The 14,287-nt window shown below is 63.8% G+C and carries 15 protein-coding genes; 9 read left to right on the top strand and 6 right to left on the bottom strand.

The window, feature by feature from the left end:
* Window positions 1–3 precede the first annotated feature (3 nt).
* The 4 genes from trpS to AC0L3E_RS32275 all read left to right on the top strand — a co-directional run bounded on the left by trpS (window position 4) and on the right by AC0L3E_RS32275 (window position 2,790).
* Window positions 4–1,071, top strand: a complete 1,068-nt coding sequence (trpS, locus tag AC0L3E_RS32290; RefSeq protein WP_127332038.1) for a tryptophan--tRNA ligase — start codon at window positions 4–6, stop codon at window positions 1,069–1,071.
* Between the two features lie 93 nt (window positions 1,072–1,164).
* Window positions 1,165–1,656: a universal stress protein gene (locus AC0L3E_RS32285; RefSeq protein ID WP_013528063.1), complete on the top strand. Its 492-nt coding sequence runs from the start codon at window positions 1,165–1,167 to the stop codon at window positions 1,654–1,656.
* Window positions 1,657–1,812: 156 nt separating this feature from the next.
* A complete protein-coding gene (locus AC0L3E_RS32280; RefSeq protein ID WP_023811631.1) occupies window positions 1,813–2,382 on the top strand; it encodes a NifU family protein in 570 nt (189 codons plus the stop codon).
* A gap of 81 nt (window positions 2,383–2,463) precedes the next feature.
* Window positions 2,464–2,790, top strand: coding sequence for an NIPSNAP family protein (locus tag AC0L3E_RS32275; protein ID WP_127269475.1), 327 nt, complete (start codon window positions 2,464–2,466; stop codon window positions 2,788–2,790).
* A 111-nt stretch (window positions 2,791–2,901) separates the two neighbouring features.
* Here the strand turns inward: AC0L3E_RS32275 and AC0L3E_RS32270 are convergent, their stop codons facing one another.
* Window positions 2,902–3,519: a L,D-transpeptidase gene (locus AC0L3E_RS32270; RefSeq protein ID WP_127269476.1), complete on the bottom strand. Its 618-nt coding sequence runs from the start codon at window positions 3,517–3,519 to the stop codon at window positions 2,902–2,904.
* 226 nt (window positions 3,520–3,745) lie between these two features.
* Here AC0L3E_RS32270 and cueR point away from each other — a divergent pair, with 226 nt between their 5' ends.
* From cueR to AC0L3E_RS32250, 4 genes are all read left to right on the top strand, one after another.
* The gene (cueR, locus tag AC0L3E_RS32265) at window positions 3,746–4,171 is read left to right on the top strand and encodes a Cu(I)-responsive transcriptional regulator (RefSeq protein WP_473606597.1); all 426 of its coding nucleotides are present in this window, start codon (window positions 3,746–3,748) and stop codon (window positions 4,169–4,171) included.
* Window positions 4,172–4,226: 55 nt separating this feature from the next.
* The gene (locus tag AC0L3E_RS32260) at window positions 4,227–4,658 is read left to right on the top strand and encodes an OsmC family protein (protein ID WP_473606596.1); all 432 of its coding nucleotides are present in this window, start codon (window positions 4,227–4,229) and stop codon (window positions 4,656–4,658) included.
* 941 nt (window positions 4,659–5,599) lie between these two features.
* Window positions 5,600–5,860: a hypothetical protein gene (locus AC0L3E_RS32255; protein WP_473606595.1), complete on the top strand. Its 261-nt coding sequence runs from the start codon at window positions 5,600–5,602 to the stop codon at window positions 5,858–5,860.
* Between the two features lie 91 nt (window positions 5,861–5,951).
* Window positions 5,952–6,452: an MmcB family DNA repair protein gene (locus tag AC0L3E_RS32250; protein WP_050596738.1), complete on the top strand. Its 501-nt coding sequence runs from the start codon at window positions 5,952–5,954 to the stop codon at window positions 6,450–6,452.
* Window positions 6,453–6,481: 29 nt separating this feature from the next.
* Here AC0L3E_RS32250 and nhaA read toward each other — a convergent pair whose 3' ends face one another.
* From nhaA to AC0L3E_RS32225, 5 genes are all read right to left on the bottom strand, one after another.
* The gene (gene nhaA / locus AC0L3E_RS32245; protein ID WP_473606594.1) at window positions 6,482–7,678 is read right to left on the bottom strand and encodes a Na+/H+ antiporter NhaA; all 1,197 of its coding nucleotides are present in this window, start codon (window positions 7,676–7,678) and stop codon (window positions 6,482–6,484) included.
* Between the two features lie 297 nt (window positions 7,679–7,975).
* Window positions 7,976–8,539: an ActR/PrrA/RegA family redox response regulator transcription factor gene (locus AC0L3E_RS32240; RefSeq protein ID WP_013528072.1), complete on the bottom strand. Its 564-nt coding sequence runs from the start codon at window positions 8,537–8,539 to the stop codon at window positions 7,976–7,978.
* An 85-nt stretch (window positions 8,540–8,624) separates the two neighbouring features.
* Window positions 8,625–9,956, bottom strand: coding sequence for an ActS/PrrB/RegB family redox-sensitive histidine kinase (locus tag AC0L3E_RS32235; RefSeq protein WP_127383477.1), 1,332 nt, complete (start codon window positions 9,954–9,956; stop codon window positions 8,625–8,627).
* Window positions 9,957–10,074: 118 nt separating this feature from the next.
* Window positions 10,075–12,534, bottom strand: coding sequence for an ATP-dependent helicase HrpB (hrpB, locus tag AC0L3E_RS32230; protein ID WP_473606593.1), 2,460 nt, complete (start codon window positions 12,532–12,534; stop codon window positions 10,075–10,077).
* Window positions 12,535–12,581: 47 nt separating this feature from the next.
* A complete protein-coding gene (locus AC0L3E_RS32225; RefSeq protein WP_473606592.1) occupies window positions 12,582–13,472 on the bottom strand; it encodes a DMT family transporter in 891 nt (296 codons plus the stop codon).
* 28 nt (window positions 13,473–13,500) lie between these two features.
* Here AC0L3E_RS32225 and AC0L3E_RS32220 point away from each other — a divergent pair, with 28 nt between their 5' ends.
* On the top strand, window positions 13,501–14,190 hold the full coding sequence (locus tag AC0L3E_RS32220; protein WP_128307320.1) for a PIG-L deacetylase family protein: 690 nt from the start codon (window positions 13,501–13,503) through the stop codon (window positions 14,188–14,190).
* The last annotated feature ends 97 nt before the right edge of the window (window positions 14,191–14,287 follow it).

Here is a 14,287-nt window from a genome sequence, read left to right as displayed (position 1 = left end):
ATCATGACCGCCTTCAAGCCACTCGTCTTTTCCGGTGTCCAGCCGACCGGCAATCTGCACCTCGGCAACTATCTCGGCGCCATCAAGAAATTCGTTGCCCTGCAGGACACCTCCGATTGCATCTATTGCGTCGTCGACCTGCATTCGCTGACAGCCCAACTCGTTTATGAAGACCTAGCCGATCAGACGCGGTCGATCACCGCTGCGTTCCTTGCCTCGGGCATCGACCCGAAGAAGCACATCGTCTTCAACCAGTCGCGGGTCATGCAGCACGCCGAGCTCGCCTGGATCTTCAATTGCGTGGCGCGCATCGGCTGGATGAACCGTATGACGCAGTTCAAGGACAAGGCCGGCAAGGATCGCGAGAACGCCTCGCTCGGCCTGCTTGCCTATCCTTCGCTGATGGCTGCCGACATCCTGCTCTACCGTGCCACCCACGTGCCGGTGGGCGAGGACCAGAAGCAGCATCTGGAACTCACCCGCGACATCGCGCAGAAATTCAACAACGACTTCTCCGACCGCATCGCGGCCCTTGCCGTCGGCGTCGAGATGCAGGTCGGCGAAGAGACCGTCAACGGCTATTTCCCGCTGACCGAGCCGGTCATCGGCGGGCCGGCGGCGCGCATCATGTCGCTGCGCGACGGCTCCAAGAAAATGTCCAAATCGGACCCGTCGGATTTGTCGCGCATCAACCTGACTGACGATGCCGACGACATCTCGAAGAAGATCCGCAAGGCCAAGACCGATCCCGAAGCGTTGCCGAGCGAGCTGGACGGCCTGGCCGGCCGACCCGAGGCGGAGAACCTGGTCGGCATCTATGCGGGTCTCGCCGAGATATCGAAGGCGGATGTACTCAAGGAATTCGCCGGTCAGCAGTTTTCCGTGTTCAAGCCGGCCTTGGCCGATCTTGCAGTGGAAAAACTGGCGCCGATCGCCAGCGAGATGCGCCGCATTTCGGATGACCGCGCCTATGTCGACGCTGTGCTCAAGGACGGCGGCGAGCGCGCCGGCGTGCTGGCCGAAGCGACGATGAAGACGGTGCGCGACATTATCGGCCTGCTGCAGGGCTGATCGCGACATCGGGTGCACTGGCACAAGGCCGGCGACTTGCCGCCGGTCCCCCGCAGTGGCAGATTGCGGCCGCACGACACCGAGTAGATAGACATGGTCTCCAAACGCCTCAGCCGCGAAGCCGGCCATCGCAGGAAATTCCTGACGATCATCGACGACACGCCGGAATGCGAGCGTGCCGTCGCCTATGCCTCGAAACGGGCGCAGAGCACCAGCGGCACGCTGGTGCTGCTCTATGTCATCGTGCCGGACGATTTCCAGCATTGGCTGGGTGTCGAGAAGATCATGCGCGAGGAAGCCAACGCCACGGCGCGCGCCGCGCTCGACAGCTATGCCAACAAGGTGCGCCAGAAGCTCGGCATCGAGCCCGAGATGGTGGTGCGCGAAGGCAAGCCGACGGAAGAGATCCACAAATTGATCGAGGAAGACCAGGACATCGCCATCCTGGTGCTGGCCGCCGGTGCGGGCAAGGAAGGCCCGGGGCCACTGGTCGGCGCCGTGGCCGGCAAGGGTGCCGCCTTCCCGATCCCGGTGACTGTCGTGCCGCAGAACCTGTCGGACGAGGAAATCGACAGCCTGGCCTGAGATTCTGCTCTTCAGGTGATGCCGGTCCGATGATGGGCGCGAAAAAACATTCCGCCGGCCAGCTGTTCCGACGATGCGTTTCGCTTGAATGTCCAGCCAATTGAGCCTATTTAGAATTGTTCCAAACTAGATGCCCAAACGGGCACGGAGACGGCCATGTTCATCCAGACCGAATCGACGCCAAACCCGGCGACGCTGAAATTCCTGCCCGGCAAGGAAGTGCTTCTGGAAGGCACCGCCGATTTCCGCGATGCCGACAGCGCCGCTGTCGCCTCGCCGCTGGCCGGCCGGCTGTTCGAAATTCCTGGCGTCACCGGCGTTTTCTTCGGCTATGACTTCATCACCGTGACCAAGGATGGCCCCGACTGGCAGCATTTGAAGCCGGCGATCCTCGGCGCCATCATGGAGCATTTCATGTCCGGCGCGCCCGTCATGGCCAAGGCCGGCCCGGCCGCCGAGACCAGCCAGACCGGTGAGTTCTACGACAAGGCCGACGAGGAGCTGGTCATCACCATCAAGGAACTGCTCGACACGCGGGTGCGCCCGGCGGTCGCCCAGGATGGCGGCGACATCACCTTCCGCGGCTTCGAGAATGGCACGGTGTTCCTGCATATGAAGGGCGCCTGCGCCGGCTGCCCATCCTCGACGGCGACGCTGAAGCACGGCATCCAGAACCTTCTGCGCCATTTCGTGCCGGAAGTGCAGCAGGTCGAGCAGGTCTCCTGACGCCCCCTTTAAAATTCTACCCTGCTGACCATCTGGTCCGATTTCTTCGCTTCCGGCGCCTCGGCCGGAAGGAACTCCAAAATGATCTACGAACTTCGGGTTTACCGGGCTTTGCCGGGACGCTTGCCGGCGCTTCTTGATCGCTTCGACAAGATCACCCTCAAATTATGGGAAAAGCACGGTATCCGCCAAGCGGGTTTCTTTACCACGCTGATCGGTGCTTCGAACAACGACCTGACCTACATGCTGGCATGGGAATCGCTGGCCGAACGCGAAGAGCGCTGGACGGCGTTCGTGAAGGACCCGGCCTGGACACAGGCGCGGGAAGATTCCGAGCGTGACGGCCAGATCACCGAGACAATCACCAACCAAATTTTGGCCCCCACCTCGTTCTCGGCGGTGTCCTGACCACCGAGCAGGCGTCGCATCGCGCAAACAACAAAAAACCGGGCCGAATTGCCCGGTTTTCTGCTTGGGACGTCCGTTGTTGCCTAGACGGTCCGCGTACGAAAACTGCCTCTAGAGAACGATGACCTTGGCGCCGACCGAGGCGCGGTCATAGAGGTCGATAATGTCCTGATTCATCAGGCGGATGCAGCCAGACGACATCGCCTTGCCGATCGAATTCCACTCCGGGCTGCCATGCAGGCGATAGCCTGAATCACCGCCCTTGTTGAACAGGTACATGGCGCGCGCGCCGAGCGGGTTCTTCAGGCCTGGCTGCATGCCGCCGGCAAACTTTTCCAATTCCGGCTGGCGCTGGATCATCTGCCTCGGCGGCGTCCAGGTCGGCCATTCGCGCTTGAGCGCAATGTGGGCGGTGCCATGCCACTCGAAGCCCTCGCGGCCGACGCCGATGCCGTAACGAATGGCCCTTCCGTCGCCCTCGATGAAGTAGAGGAACTTGTTCTGCGTATCGACGATGATCGTGCCCGGCTTTTCCGGGCTGTCGTAGTTCACTTCCTGCCGATGGTACTTCATCGGCACTTTCTCGATCGGGATGCGCGGCAGCTGATAACCTGCGTCGGTGACCGCGCCGTAGTTGTTGGAGAATATCTGCGAGCCGATGGTGCTGCAACCGGCGATAGCAGTGGAGAGCGCCAGTGCGGCGATGATTGCAAACGACTTCATGCGCATCAGGTGATCCGGTGCCCCGCCCAACTTCGGCGGCACGAGTCGGCCGCTCTCTCATCATCATTCATGCTGGCATTTGCTTTGCTTGCCAAGCGCGCGATGCCTATATGCCTGCCTTGACGTACCGGTAAGCGTATCACTATGGCATTTTGGCCACAGGACTCACAGGATTGTGAAGCAAATTCAAGGGGCCTGCTCCATGGGCTCCTGGAAATCGAGGAGAACCGTCATGAATGTCGGTGACGCCGCCCACCGCTCCGGCCTGCCGGCCAAGACTATCCGCTACTATGAAGAGATCGGCCTGATCGCCCCGGCGCGCGCCGCCAACGGCTACCGCGATTATTCCGGAGACGACATCCACCGGCTGGCCTTCCTGCGCCGCGCGCGCAATCTCGGCTTTTCCATCGACGATTGCCGCCAGTTGATGGCGCTTTACCAGGATCGCAGCCGCGCCAGCCAGAACGTGCGCGAAATCGCCGCCGCCCATGTCACGGCGATCGAGGAGAAAGTGCGCGAGCTGCAGTCGATGCGCTCGACGCTGCAGAAACTGATCCATGCCTGCCACGGCGACGAAAGGCCGGATTGTCCGATCCTTGATGACATGGCGGGGGCGGCGTTGCCCAGCGACAAGGCCGCCTCTGCGCCTGCACAATGACCGTACGTCGACGAGGCCCGACGCCTGGTCGACTCCTGCCGGGAGGACATCCGCAATGGTCTCGATGACCGTCGAACTGCGCAATGTGGAGGACACGCAAGCCGCCATGGGCTGGGCCGGCGGCCACACGATCATCGTCGACCGGCCCGAAGGCAAGGCTGGCGGCATGGGCCTGGGCTTCAATGGCGGCCAACTGCTCGCCCTGGCGATCGGCGGCTGCTTCTACAACGACCTTCGCTACGTCGCCGAGGAAATGGGTGTAACGCTCAACAAGATCGCGGTGACCGTCACGCTGAACCTCGAAGGCAAGCCTTTGCTCGCGACCTCGTCAATCATGAAGGTTTCATGCACGACGCTGGACGGCTCCGACCCGGCGGAGATCATCACAAGGGCCGCGGCGATTTCCACGGTCAGCAACTCCCTGCGCCAGGGCGTGCCGGTGAGCATCGAAACGGACGCAACGGCGACCGGCTTGTCGGAGGAATGATCCCTGGGAACAGGCGCATTTGGCCGCGTGGATTGTCGGAGACCGCTAAAAAGATCCGCCGCCGGCACGGCAGGGGGATTGACCCAATTTTCTTCGGCATCTGGGCGCGTCAATCTGCCGCTCTATGTCTTCCCTTGTCGCAATGATCAACGATGGAGGTTGGCATGGATCGGCGATTGTTTCTGACTGGAATGCTTGGGCTTGCAGGGGCTGCGACCGTCGTCGCAATCGCGCGTCCTGCCACCGCCCTGGCCGGCATCCCTGATACGGGGCCCGGCATTCTCGATGAACTCGACAAATCATCCGACGACATTCTCGGCCCGGATGGTCCCGATGTTCAGGACGGCGTCGAGTTCGTGCGGCACCGCAGATGGCACCGCCGCCGTCGCCGACGCGGGTGGAGGCGGGTTTGCCGTCGCTATTGGCGCAATGGCTATTGGCGCCGGCGATGCTTCCGCAGATCCTTCTGGATCCACTTCTGACGGGATCACCAAACGCGAAGGCTCCGGCATCCGCCGGAGCCTTCGCTATCGCTGCGGGCTTGAATCCAATCGGCAAAAAAGGCCCGCCGCCCCTCGGCAGCGGGCAGGTCCTGGAGTGCCGGGGGATCAACCCGGCATGGGGTCAACGAGCGGATCACCGGTTGGTTGCAGGGATCGGCCCGGTAGCCTTCCTTTGGGTGGACCGCCACCGGGCCTGACCGGAGCGGGGTGTATTGGGGGAGCCCCGGCTGCTTCCAAAATATCACCTTTCACTTAAATTAGCTTTATCTAATTTACAGAAAGCCATGCGCCACCCGCAGATGGGTTGCGCACTTCACGGAAATGTCGAAGTGACGTCTCCCTGCTTATGCCATTCGACATTCGCGGAACTAAAGCGGTTGCATCTGACTTTGGTTGGTAACGCGCAAAGACTTTTTTCTGCTATCTTAAGGTTACTAAATGGAAATTGATCGGCGCGGCATATCAAGGCGATTCGCGCTGACGATCTCTTTGTTTTTCGAGGAACTGCTTGGCGTGTTCCGCCCAATCAGCCGCCGTGACTTTATGCTCCCGAACGGACTTTCTGAAAGCCTTGCGCAGAGCGTCAAGGTCAAAGGCCCATACTTGTTGGCCTTCTTTAGTGTTCGATTTTGCGTCACCCGTCCCCATGGAAGCGACGGTACGCACCGCAAAGTCAATCTTTCAAGGATCAATGCCTGACTTCTTTTGGGTATATCCGGGTATATCGAATATACAATCGTCTGCATAAAACAGGTTCAAACCGTGAACAAAATCTGGCATGGTGCCTGGCATGCCGATCATCTCCCCCATCCTCATCAACCCTCTCATCGACGGCCGCCAGTCCGAACGCGCCATGCTGGTGCGGCGCGGCGTACAGCGGCTGCTCATGGATATGGGCGCACATGTGTTGCCCGAACTGTCGCTGGCCACGGGCCGCCGCGCCGACCTCGTCGCGCTGACCCGGCAGGGCGATATCTGGATCATCGAGATCAAATCCTCGATCGAGGATTTCAGGGTCGACCGCAAATGGCCCGACTACCGGCTGCATTCCGACCGCTTCTTCTTCGCCACCCATCCCGGCGTGCCCTCGGAGATATTTCCCCAGGAGTGCGGCTTCATCCTCTCCGACGGCTACGGCGCCGAGATCCTGCGCGATGCGCCCGAGCACCGCATGGCAGCGGCAACGCGCAAAGCGCTGATGCTGCGGATCGCGCGGGCCGGCGCTTCGCGGCTGCTGGCGGCAGAGCTTGCCGGCGTGTCGGTGCCGGCGCTGGAGGGTGAGAGCGAGTAGCGATTGTCCCCCAAGTCCTAAGACTGCCTCTACTCTTCACCGTCCTCCACGCCACCCCTGGCGGGCGCCATGAGCAGCACGGCAGCGCCCAGGATAGCGGCGATGAAGGAACCGGCGAGGATGCCGACCTTGACCGCGTCCTGCAGCGCCACGTCGCCGGCGAAGGCGAGCAGGCCGATGAACAGGCTCATGGTGAAGCCGATGCCGCACAGCAGCGATATGCCGATCATGTGCGTCCAGCCGGCATTGGCTGGCAGGTCGGCAAGACCGAGCCGGATGGCAAGTGCCGAGGAGCCGAACACGCCGACCAGCTTGCCGACCACCAGGCCGGCGGCGACACCCAGCGTCAACGGCTCAATCAGCGCACTGACGCTGAGACCGGCGAGCGAAACGCCGGCATTGGCAAAGCCGAAGATCGGGATGACGACGAAGGCCACTATCTTGTGCAGGCCGTGCTCGAGCCGGTGCAGGGGCGAACGGTCGAGATCGTGGCCGATCCCGGCGGAACGCTCAAGCGGGATGGTCAGCGCCAGCGCCACGCCGGCGAGCGTGGCATGGACGCCGGATTTCAGAACCAGCACCCACAGGATGACGCCGAGCACGAGATAGGGAACCAGCGTCATCACCCGCATGCGGTTGAGCACGACAAGCGCGGCAATGACGGCGAAGGCAGCACCCAGATAAGCCAGCGAAAGGCCGCTGGTGTAGAAGATGGCGATGATGATGACGGCACCGAGGTCGTCGATGATGGCGAGTGCTGTGAGGAACACCTTCAGCGAAGCCGGCACGCGGCTGCCGAGCAGCGACAGCACGCCGAGCGCGAAAGCGATGTCGGTGGCGGTCGGGATCGCCCAGCCGGACAGGGCGGCCGCATTGTTGCGGTTGACGGCCACATAGACGAGTGCCGGAACCAACATGCCGCCGGCGGCTGCAATGCCGGGCAGCACGCGCCGGGGCCAGGTGGAGAGCTGGCCGTCCAGCATCTCGCGCTTAATCTCCAGTCCGACGAGCAGGAAGAACACCGCCATCAGCCCGTCATTGACCCAATGCGAGACACTGAGCGGGCCGAGATAGGCGTGGAGCACGGAGAAATAGTTTTCGGCGAGCGGCGAGTTGGCGACGATCAGCGCCAGTGCCGCCGCCACCATCAGGATGATGCCGCCGGCCGCTTCGCTATCGAGAAATTCGCGGAAAACGGAAAACGGCCGCTGCTTCAGATCCTGCATGTCGCCTCCGTTAAGCCGCCTGTTTGGCGGGCTTCATTGTCCAAGCGCTAGCGCCGCCCCTCACCTGCCTGCCGGCATCCTCTCCCCGTATAGTGACGGGGAGAGGGACGCTGTCATTTATGATTTCGCCAATCACCAACGTTACAGAAATTACGCCTAGGTTGCGGCTAGCCCCTTCTCCCCGTCACCATACGGGGAGAAGTGCCCGGCAGGGCGATGAGGGGCGGCGCTGACTTCGGCGATTGGGCCCTCTCCGCCGCTGGTTACAAACTTGGCCCCAAGCGACACCCTGCGATCCTAACGTGGCGCGCGCTTGGCCAGTATGCGCTGCAAGGTGCGGCGGTGCATGTTGAGCCGGCGCGCTGTCTCGGAGACGTTGCGCTCGCACATCTCATAGACGCGCTGGATATGCTCCCAACGGACGCGGTCGGCCGACATCGGGTTTTCAGGCGGCGCCGCGCGCTCGCCGGCGGTGCGGGTGAGTGCCGCGAAAATATCATCGGCGTCGGCGGGCTTGGAGAGATAATCGACCGCACCGAGCTTCACCGCGGTCACCGCGGTGGCGATGTTGCCATAGCCGGTCAGGATGATGGTGCGGGAATCCTCGCGCTTTTCGCGGATGGCCGCGACCACGTCGAGGCCGTTGCCGTCGCCCAGCCGCATGTCGACCACGGCGTAGGCGGGTGGATTGGCGCGCGCCTTGGCAACCGCCTCCTCGACGCTCTCGGCCGTCTCGACCACGAAGCCCCTGGCTTCCATGGCGCGGGCCAGACGCGTGAGGAACGGCTTGTCGTCATCGACGACAAGCAGCGAGGTGTCCTCGCCTTCAACCATTGCGCCAATATTCTCGTCGCCTGTCATAGTCTCAAAATTCCTGCTGCCTTAATTTTACGCAAATATAGTTCCTGAGCCCGATTGTCCAATTTTTAGACGTCCTTCAAGGCTCTCAGGCGGTGTCGAACATGCTGGCCGAAGTGATTTCCGGATTGAGGAACACACCACGCGGCCACGATATCTGTACCATGGCGCCCTCGCCCAGGCCGCTGGAATTGCGGAAATCGAGCACGGCACCGGAGCGTTCGAGCAGGGTCTTGGCGATGAACAGGCCGAGGCCCAGACCGCCGCCGGTTTCATTGCCCTGACGCGTCGACATATAGGGCTCGCCGATGCGGTCGATGATCTCGGCCGGAAAGCCGGGGCCGTCATCGATGATCGAGAAGGTGACGGTGGCCTCGTCCCAGCTCCAGTGCACGGTGACGCTTTTGCGGGCGAAATCGACGGCGTTCTCGACCAAATTGCCGAGGCCGTAGATGACGCCCGGATTGCGTCGCCCGACCGGCTCGGGGCCGATGCGTTCGCCGGGCCGAAGCTTGATCGAGATGCCGAAGTCCCGGTGCGGCGCGGTGACCTCCTCGACCAGCGAGGTCAATGGCAGCCGCGAAAGATGCGCCTCGCCCTCGGAGGACAGGCTGGTCAGCCGCTTGAGAATCTCGCGGCAGCGCTCGCTCTGCGAACGCAACAGCGTTACGTCTTCCCCATATTTCGGATCCTTGCCGAGCGCCTTTTCCATCTCCTTGGCGACAAGTGCGATGGTGGCGAGCGGCGTGCCGAGCTCGTGCGCGGCCGCGGCGGCCAGCCCGTCGAGGGCCGAAAGGTGCTGCTCGCGCTGCAGCACCAGCTCTGTTGCGGCGAGCGCATTGGCCAGAAGCCGGGCTTCGGCGGCCACCCGGAAGGCGTATATGGCGGTGAAGGCGATCGAGGACAGCACCGCCATCCACATGCCGGCGACATAGAGAAAAGGCATCGCCAGCGGCGCGTCCTCATGCCAGGGCAGCGGCAGGTGGACAAAGACCAGAAAGGTCGCCGCCGACATGACCAGCCCGCCGAGGATGGCGGTCAGGCGCAGGGGCAGCGATGTCGCCGAAATGACGACAGGCACGGTCATGAGCAGCGAGAACGGGTTGGTGAGGCCACCGGTCATATAGAGCAGGCCGGCAAGCTGCAGGCTGTCGAAGATGAGGATGCCGAAGGCGGCAAGCGGCGTGAGCCGGTGCGCCGCCGGAAAGCGGAAGGCGAGAAACAGGTTCATCCATGCCGAACAGGCGATCAGGGCAAAGCAGAGGCTGACCGGCAGCGGAAACTTCAGCCCATAGGCGACGACCAGCACCGTCAGGCTCTGCCCGACAATGGCAAGCCAGCGCAACCGGATCAGCGTGTTGAGGCGCAGTCTCTGGCTCTGCTGGAAATCGGGCGAACGCAAAACGTTGATCATGGCCATGGATTACAGCCGCGAAGCGGCAAACGCTAGGTACCGCCCCAATCCGAGGAGTCGGAATGGGGCTCTACTTCTTGTTTGAGCATGATCTTTTCCAAAAACCGGCTTTCACTTTTTGGGATCATGCTCTGGGTTTGGCGCGGGCGGTGGCGGTCGCGAGCAGCGGGTTTTCCGGCCAGACATGCTTGGGATAGCGGCCGCGCATGTCGGCGCGCACATCGGCCCAGGAGCCGCGCCAGAAGCCGGGCAGGTCGCGCGTCGTCTGGATCGGCCGGTGCGCCGGCGACAGGAGTTCGAGCGTCAGCGGCACGGCGCCATTGGCGATCGAAGGATGGCGGTCGAGGCCGAACAGCTCCTGCACGCGAATCGCCAGCACCGGCCATTCGCCGTCATAGCGGATCGGCACATGGCTGCCCGACGGAGCATCGAAATGGGTCGGCGCCAGCGTATCGATCCTGCGCTGCAGATCGTGTGGCACGAGGCTGGCCAGCCCGGCCGAGACAACGCCCGCATCGATGGCGGCAAACGACGCCGCGCCGGACAGGTAAGGCAGCAGCCAGTCGTCGAGGCGCTCGATGAGGGCGTCATCCGCCATATCGGGCCAGGGCGCGCCAAGGCCGCGATGCAACCAGCCAAGCCGCTGGCGCAGCGTTTGCGCCTCCTTGCTCCAATTCAGCAGCGACAGCCCGTGCTGGCGCACCGCATCGAGGACGTCGCGGTCGGCGTCAGCACCGATTGGCGGCGGCAGCATGCGCTCGGCAAGCGTGATGGCGCCAAGGCGCACGGTTTCGCGGACGCGCACGGCGCGCTTGTCGCGGTCGAAGCTCGTTTCACGGCGGACCTCGATCCTGTCCGCCAGCGCGGCGCGGACATCGTCCTCGCCGATCGCTGCCGCCGCCGTGATGCGCGCATTCTGTGCCTTGCCCTGCAGGTCGGCGACGACCAGAAACGGCTCGCCCGCCAGCGGATCGGCGGCGTCGAGCATGGCGCCGGAGCCGTTGGCCAGCACGAAACGGCCACGCTCGCCGCGCGCCTTCGCCACCCGATCCGGCCAGGCGTGGACGAGCAGGGGACCGGCTGCCGCAGCTTCGCTGCCCTTCGCCTCGCCAGCCTGCCTCGCCAGCCGTTCGGCGAGCTGCTTGGCGGCTGTAGCGCGTGGCGATTTTTCCCCGCGAAAACGCATCAGCCGCCGCTCCAGATCGGCGCCGTCGCCACCAAGGCCGCGTTCGGTGAGCAGCACGGCAAGCATCGCCGCCTCGAAGGCATGGCCGCTGCCGGCTGCCTCGGCAACCATGTGCGCCAACCGCACCGGCAGGGCGAGCTTGCGCATCGCTGCACCCGCGTCCGTCAGGCGCCCCATGTCGTCGATGGCATCCAGCGCGCGTAGTAGCCCCCTTGCCTCGTTAAGGGCCGGAACAGGCGGCGGATCGAGAAAAGCGAGCCCTGCCGGATCGGCAACGCCAAAGGCAGCGCAATCGAGCAGCAGTCCGGACAGATCGGCCTCAAGGATTTCCGGCGGCGTGAAGGCGGGGAGTGCAGCAGTCTGCTCGGCCCGCCACAACCGGATGGCGACGCCTGGCTGCGTGCGCCCGGCACGGCCGGCGCGCTGGTCGGCGGAAGCCTTGCTGACGCGCACGGTCTCCAACCGGGTGAGGCCGCTGGCCGGCTCATAGCGCGGCAGCCGCGACAGGCCCGAATCGATGACGACGCGCACGCCGTCGATGGTGATGGAGGTCTCGGCGATCGAGGTGGCCAACACCACCTTGCGGCGGCCTGATGGTGCCGGTTTGATCGCGGCGTCCTGCGCCTTGCCGTCGAGCATGCCGTAGAGCGGCACGATGTCGGTTTCAGTGCCAACCTTGCCGGCCAGCCGTTCGGCGGTGCGCTCGATCTCGCGCTGGCCGGGCAGGAAGGCAAGGACGCTGCCGCTCTCGTCGGCAAGGGCGGCGCGGATCGCCTTGGCCATGGCATCCTCGATGGCGATGCCGGCGGGGCGTTCGTCATGCCGGATGTCTACGGGGAAGGCGCGACCCTCGCTTTCGACGACCGGTGCGCCCGACATGAGTTTGGCGACACGCGCGCCGTCGAGCGTCGCCGACATCACTGCCAAGCGCAGATCCGGCCTGAGCGCCCCTTGGACGTCGAGCGCCAGAGCGAGACCAAAATCGCCGTCGAGCGAGCGCTCGTGGAATTCGTCGAAAATGACAGCCGAAACACCGGGCAGTTCGGGATCGTCGAGGATCATGCGCGCCAGCACGCCTTCGGTGACGACCACGATCCTGGTCTTTGCCGAAATGCGGTTTTCCATGCGCATGGCATAGCCGACGGTGGCGCCGGGTTCCTCACCAAGCAATTCAGCCATACGGCGGGCGGCGGCGCGGGCGGGGAGCCGGCGCGGTTCAAGCAGGATGATCTTGCCGGCGCCGAGCCAAGGCGTGTCAAGCAGCGCCAGCGGCACCAGCGTCGTCTTGCCGGCGCCCGGCGGCGCAACCAGCACGGCGCTGTTGCCATGGCCGAGCGCTTCCCTCAGCGCCGGCAGCACGGCGGATACAGGAAGCTCCGGCAGGGGTTTTGTGGTCATGGCGCCCGCATATCAGCGGTTACGGCCACGGCGCAACCAGAGTCGGTTCAAAGCCGGGTGCGCGAAAACGGGTTCCAGCGCACGGTGCCCAGCCGCGCTTCCTCCCGCACCATGGTCAACAGGCCGGCACCGCCAACGACCGCCAGGCCAACCAGCGACAGCCTGTCCGGATATTCCTGGAAGAACAACGCGCCGAGGATCACCGCCCAGGCGATCTGCGAATAATGGGTCGGCGCGACGCGGTTGGCGGGCGCGTATTTCATGGCCAGCAGTTGAAGGAATTGTCCACCTGCGGTGAAGGCACCGGCCATTGCCAGCCACAGCAACTGCCTTCCGCTGGGAACAGTGAAGGCGGTGGCGGCGGCACCGATGCCGTTGAACAGCAGGCCGCAACCGACCAGTACCCCGAGCATGGTGGTGCGCTTTTCCTGCTGCGCCAGCGAGCGCATCAGGATGACGCTGGTGGCCGCGAGGAAAGCAACGCCGAAGGCGGCAAGATGGCCGAGATTGAGTTCGCGAAAGCCAGGCCGCACCACCAGCATGACGCCGGCAAAACCGGCGACCACCGCCAGCCAGCGCCAGGGGCCGACCTTCTCCTTGAGGATCACCGTGGAGAGAATGGTGACGCAGAGCGGCGCCAGGAAGATCAGCGCATAGGACTCGGCCAGAGGAATGGTGGTGAAGGCGTAGACGCTGAGCACGCCGGAAGCGATGCCCGCCCAGGCGCGCGCCTGCACCGCCCATGGTCTTTTGGTGCGCCAGAAATCGCGCCAGCGTTCGCCCGCAGGTCGCGTGAAGAACAGGAAGAAGCCCGCGAACAAAGTTATGAAAAAGCCGATCTCGAAGATCGTGAGTTGACCGCCCAGGCTTTTGACAACGGCATCGCTGCCCGAATAGCTTGCGTAGGCGATCAGGGCGAGCAGGATTCCGTTCGTCACGTTGTTCCAGTTCCGGGGAGAGAGTGATTTGAAAATCCTGGCGCTCGGTGCCCATCCGGACGACATCGAGATCTTCATGTTCGGTACGATGGCCGCCTATGCCGCGCAAGGCGCAGAGCTCACTTTTGCCATGGCTACGGATGGTGCCAGGGGCGGCACGAGTGATCCCGCTGTTCTCGCTCGTGTCCGTCGCGATGAAGCAACGGCCGCGGCTGCGCTGGTAGGCGCAATGCCACGCTTCCTCGACTTCCCGGACGGCGAGTTGGTGGCCGATGCAGCGCTGATCGGAGCTCTGAAAGCACTGATTGGTCAAACCGGCCCGGATCTGGTGATCACGCATGCGCCCAACGACTATCATGCCGACCATCGCGCGCTGTCGGACGGCGTGCGCATCGCGGCGTCTTTCGCCGTCCCGGTGCTGCATGCCGACACGATGGGCGGCACCGGTTTTTCGCCGACGCACTATGTCGACATTTCCGCCCATGCCGACGTCAAGGCCGAGGCGATCCGAATGCATCAGTCGCAGGATCCCGACCGCTTCGTCGACATCGCGCGGACACAGAACGCCTTTCGAGCCGGCCAGTGCAACGGCGCGCAAGGCTCATCGGCCGAAGCCTTCCGCTTCGAACCGTCGTTCCCGTTCGCCGATATCCGCGCGCTGCTGCCGCCGGCGCCGCCGATCCGGAAGGTGATGGTGAGCACCAGAAGGGTCGATTGAGAAGCCGAGGCGACCCACGGCCCTGGCCAGAAGCGGCTTGAACGGCTTCGGTGAGCCGACCAGCGAGCCGCGCTTCTCCAACGTTTTCAGACATCGC

This window comes from Mesorhizobium sp. WSM4822, assembly GCF_055811155.1.
This window is presented reverse-complemented; position numbering and strand designations above follow the sequence as displayed.

Bases quoted from the DNA above. Each gene is read 5' to 3' on its own strand.
- AC0L3E_RS32235 (WP_127383477.1), bottom strand. From the start codon at position 9,956: ATGGCCATGATCAACGTTTTGCGTTCGCCCGATTTCCAGCAGAGCCAG.
- nhaA (WP_473606594.1), bottom strand. From the start codon at position 7,678: ATGCAGGATCTGAAGCAGCGGCCGTTTTCCGTTTTCCGCGAATTTCTC.
- AC0L3E_RS32280 (WP_023811631.1), top strand. From the start codon at position 1,813: ATGTTCATCCAGACCGAATCGACGCCAAACCCGGCGACGCTGAAATTC.
- AC0L3E_RS32260 (WP_473606596.1), top strand. From the start codon at position 4,227: ATGGTCTCGATGACCGTCGAACTGCGCAATGTGGAGGACACGCAAGCC.
- hrpB (WP_473606593.1), bottom strand. From the start codon at position 12,534: ATGACCACAAAACCCCTGCCGGAGCTTCCTGTATCCGCCGTGCTGCCG.
- AC0L3E_RS32250 (WP_050596738.1), top strand. From the start codon at position 5,952: ATGCCGATCATCTCCCCCATCCTCATCAACCCTCTCATCGACGGCCGC.
- trpS (WP_127332038.1), top strand. From the start codon at position 4: ATGACCGCCTTCAAGCCACTCGTCTTTTCCGGTGTCCAGCCGACCGGC.
- AC0L3E_RS32255 (WP_473606595.1), top strand. From the start codon at position 5,600: ATGGAAATTGATCGGCGCGGCATATCAAGGCGATTCGCGCTGACGATC.
- AC0L3E_RS32270 (WP_127269476.1), bottom strand. From the start codon at position 3,519: ATGCGCATGAAGTCGTTTGCAATCATCGCCGCACTGGCGCTCTCCACT.
- AC0L3E_RS32285 (WP_013528063.1), top strand. From the start codon at position 1,165: ATGGTCTCCAAACGCCTCAGCCGCGAAGCCGGCCATCGCAGGAAATTC.
- cueR (WP_473606597.1), top strand. From the start codon at position 3,746: ATGAATGTCGGTGACGCCGCCCACCGCTCCGGCCTGCCGGCCAAGACT.
- AC0L3E_RS32275 (WP_127269475.1), top strand. From the start codon at position 2,464: ATGATCTACGAACTTCGGGTTTACCGGGCTTTGCCGGGACGCTTGCCG.
- AC0L3E_RS32240 (WP_013528072.1), bottom strand. From the start codon at position 8,539: ATGACAGGCGACGAGAATATTGGCGCAATGGTTGAAGGCGAGGACACC.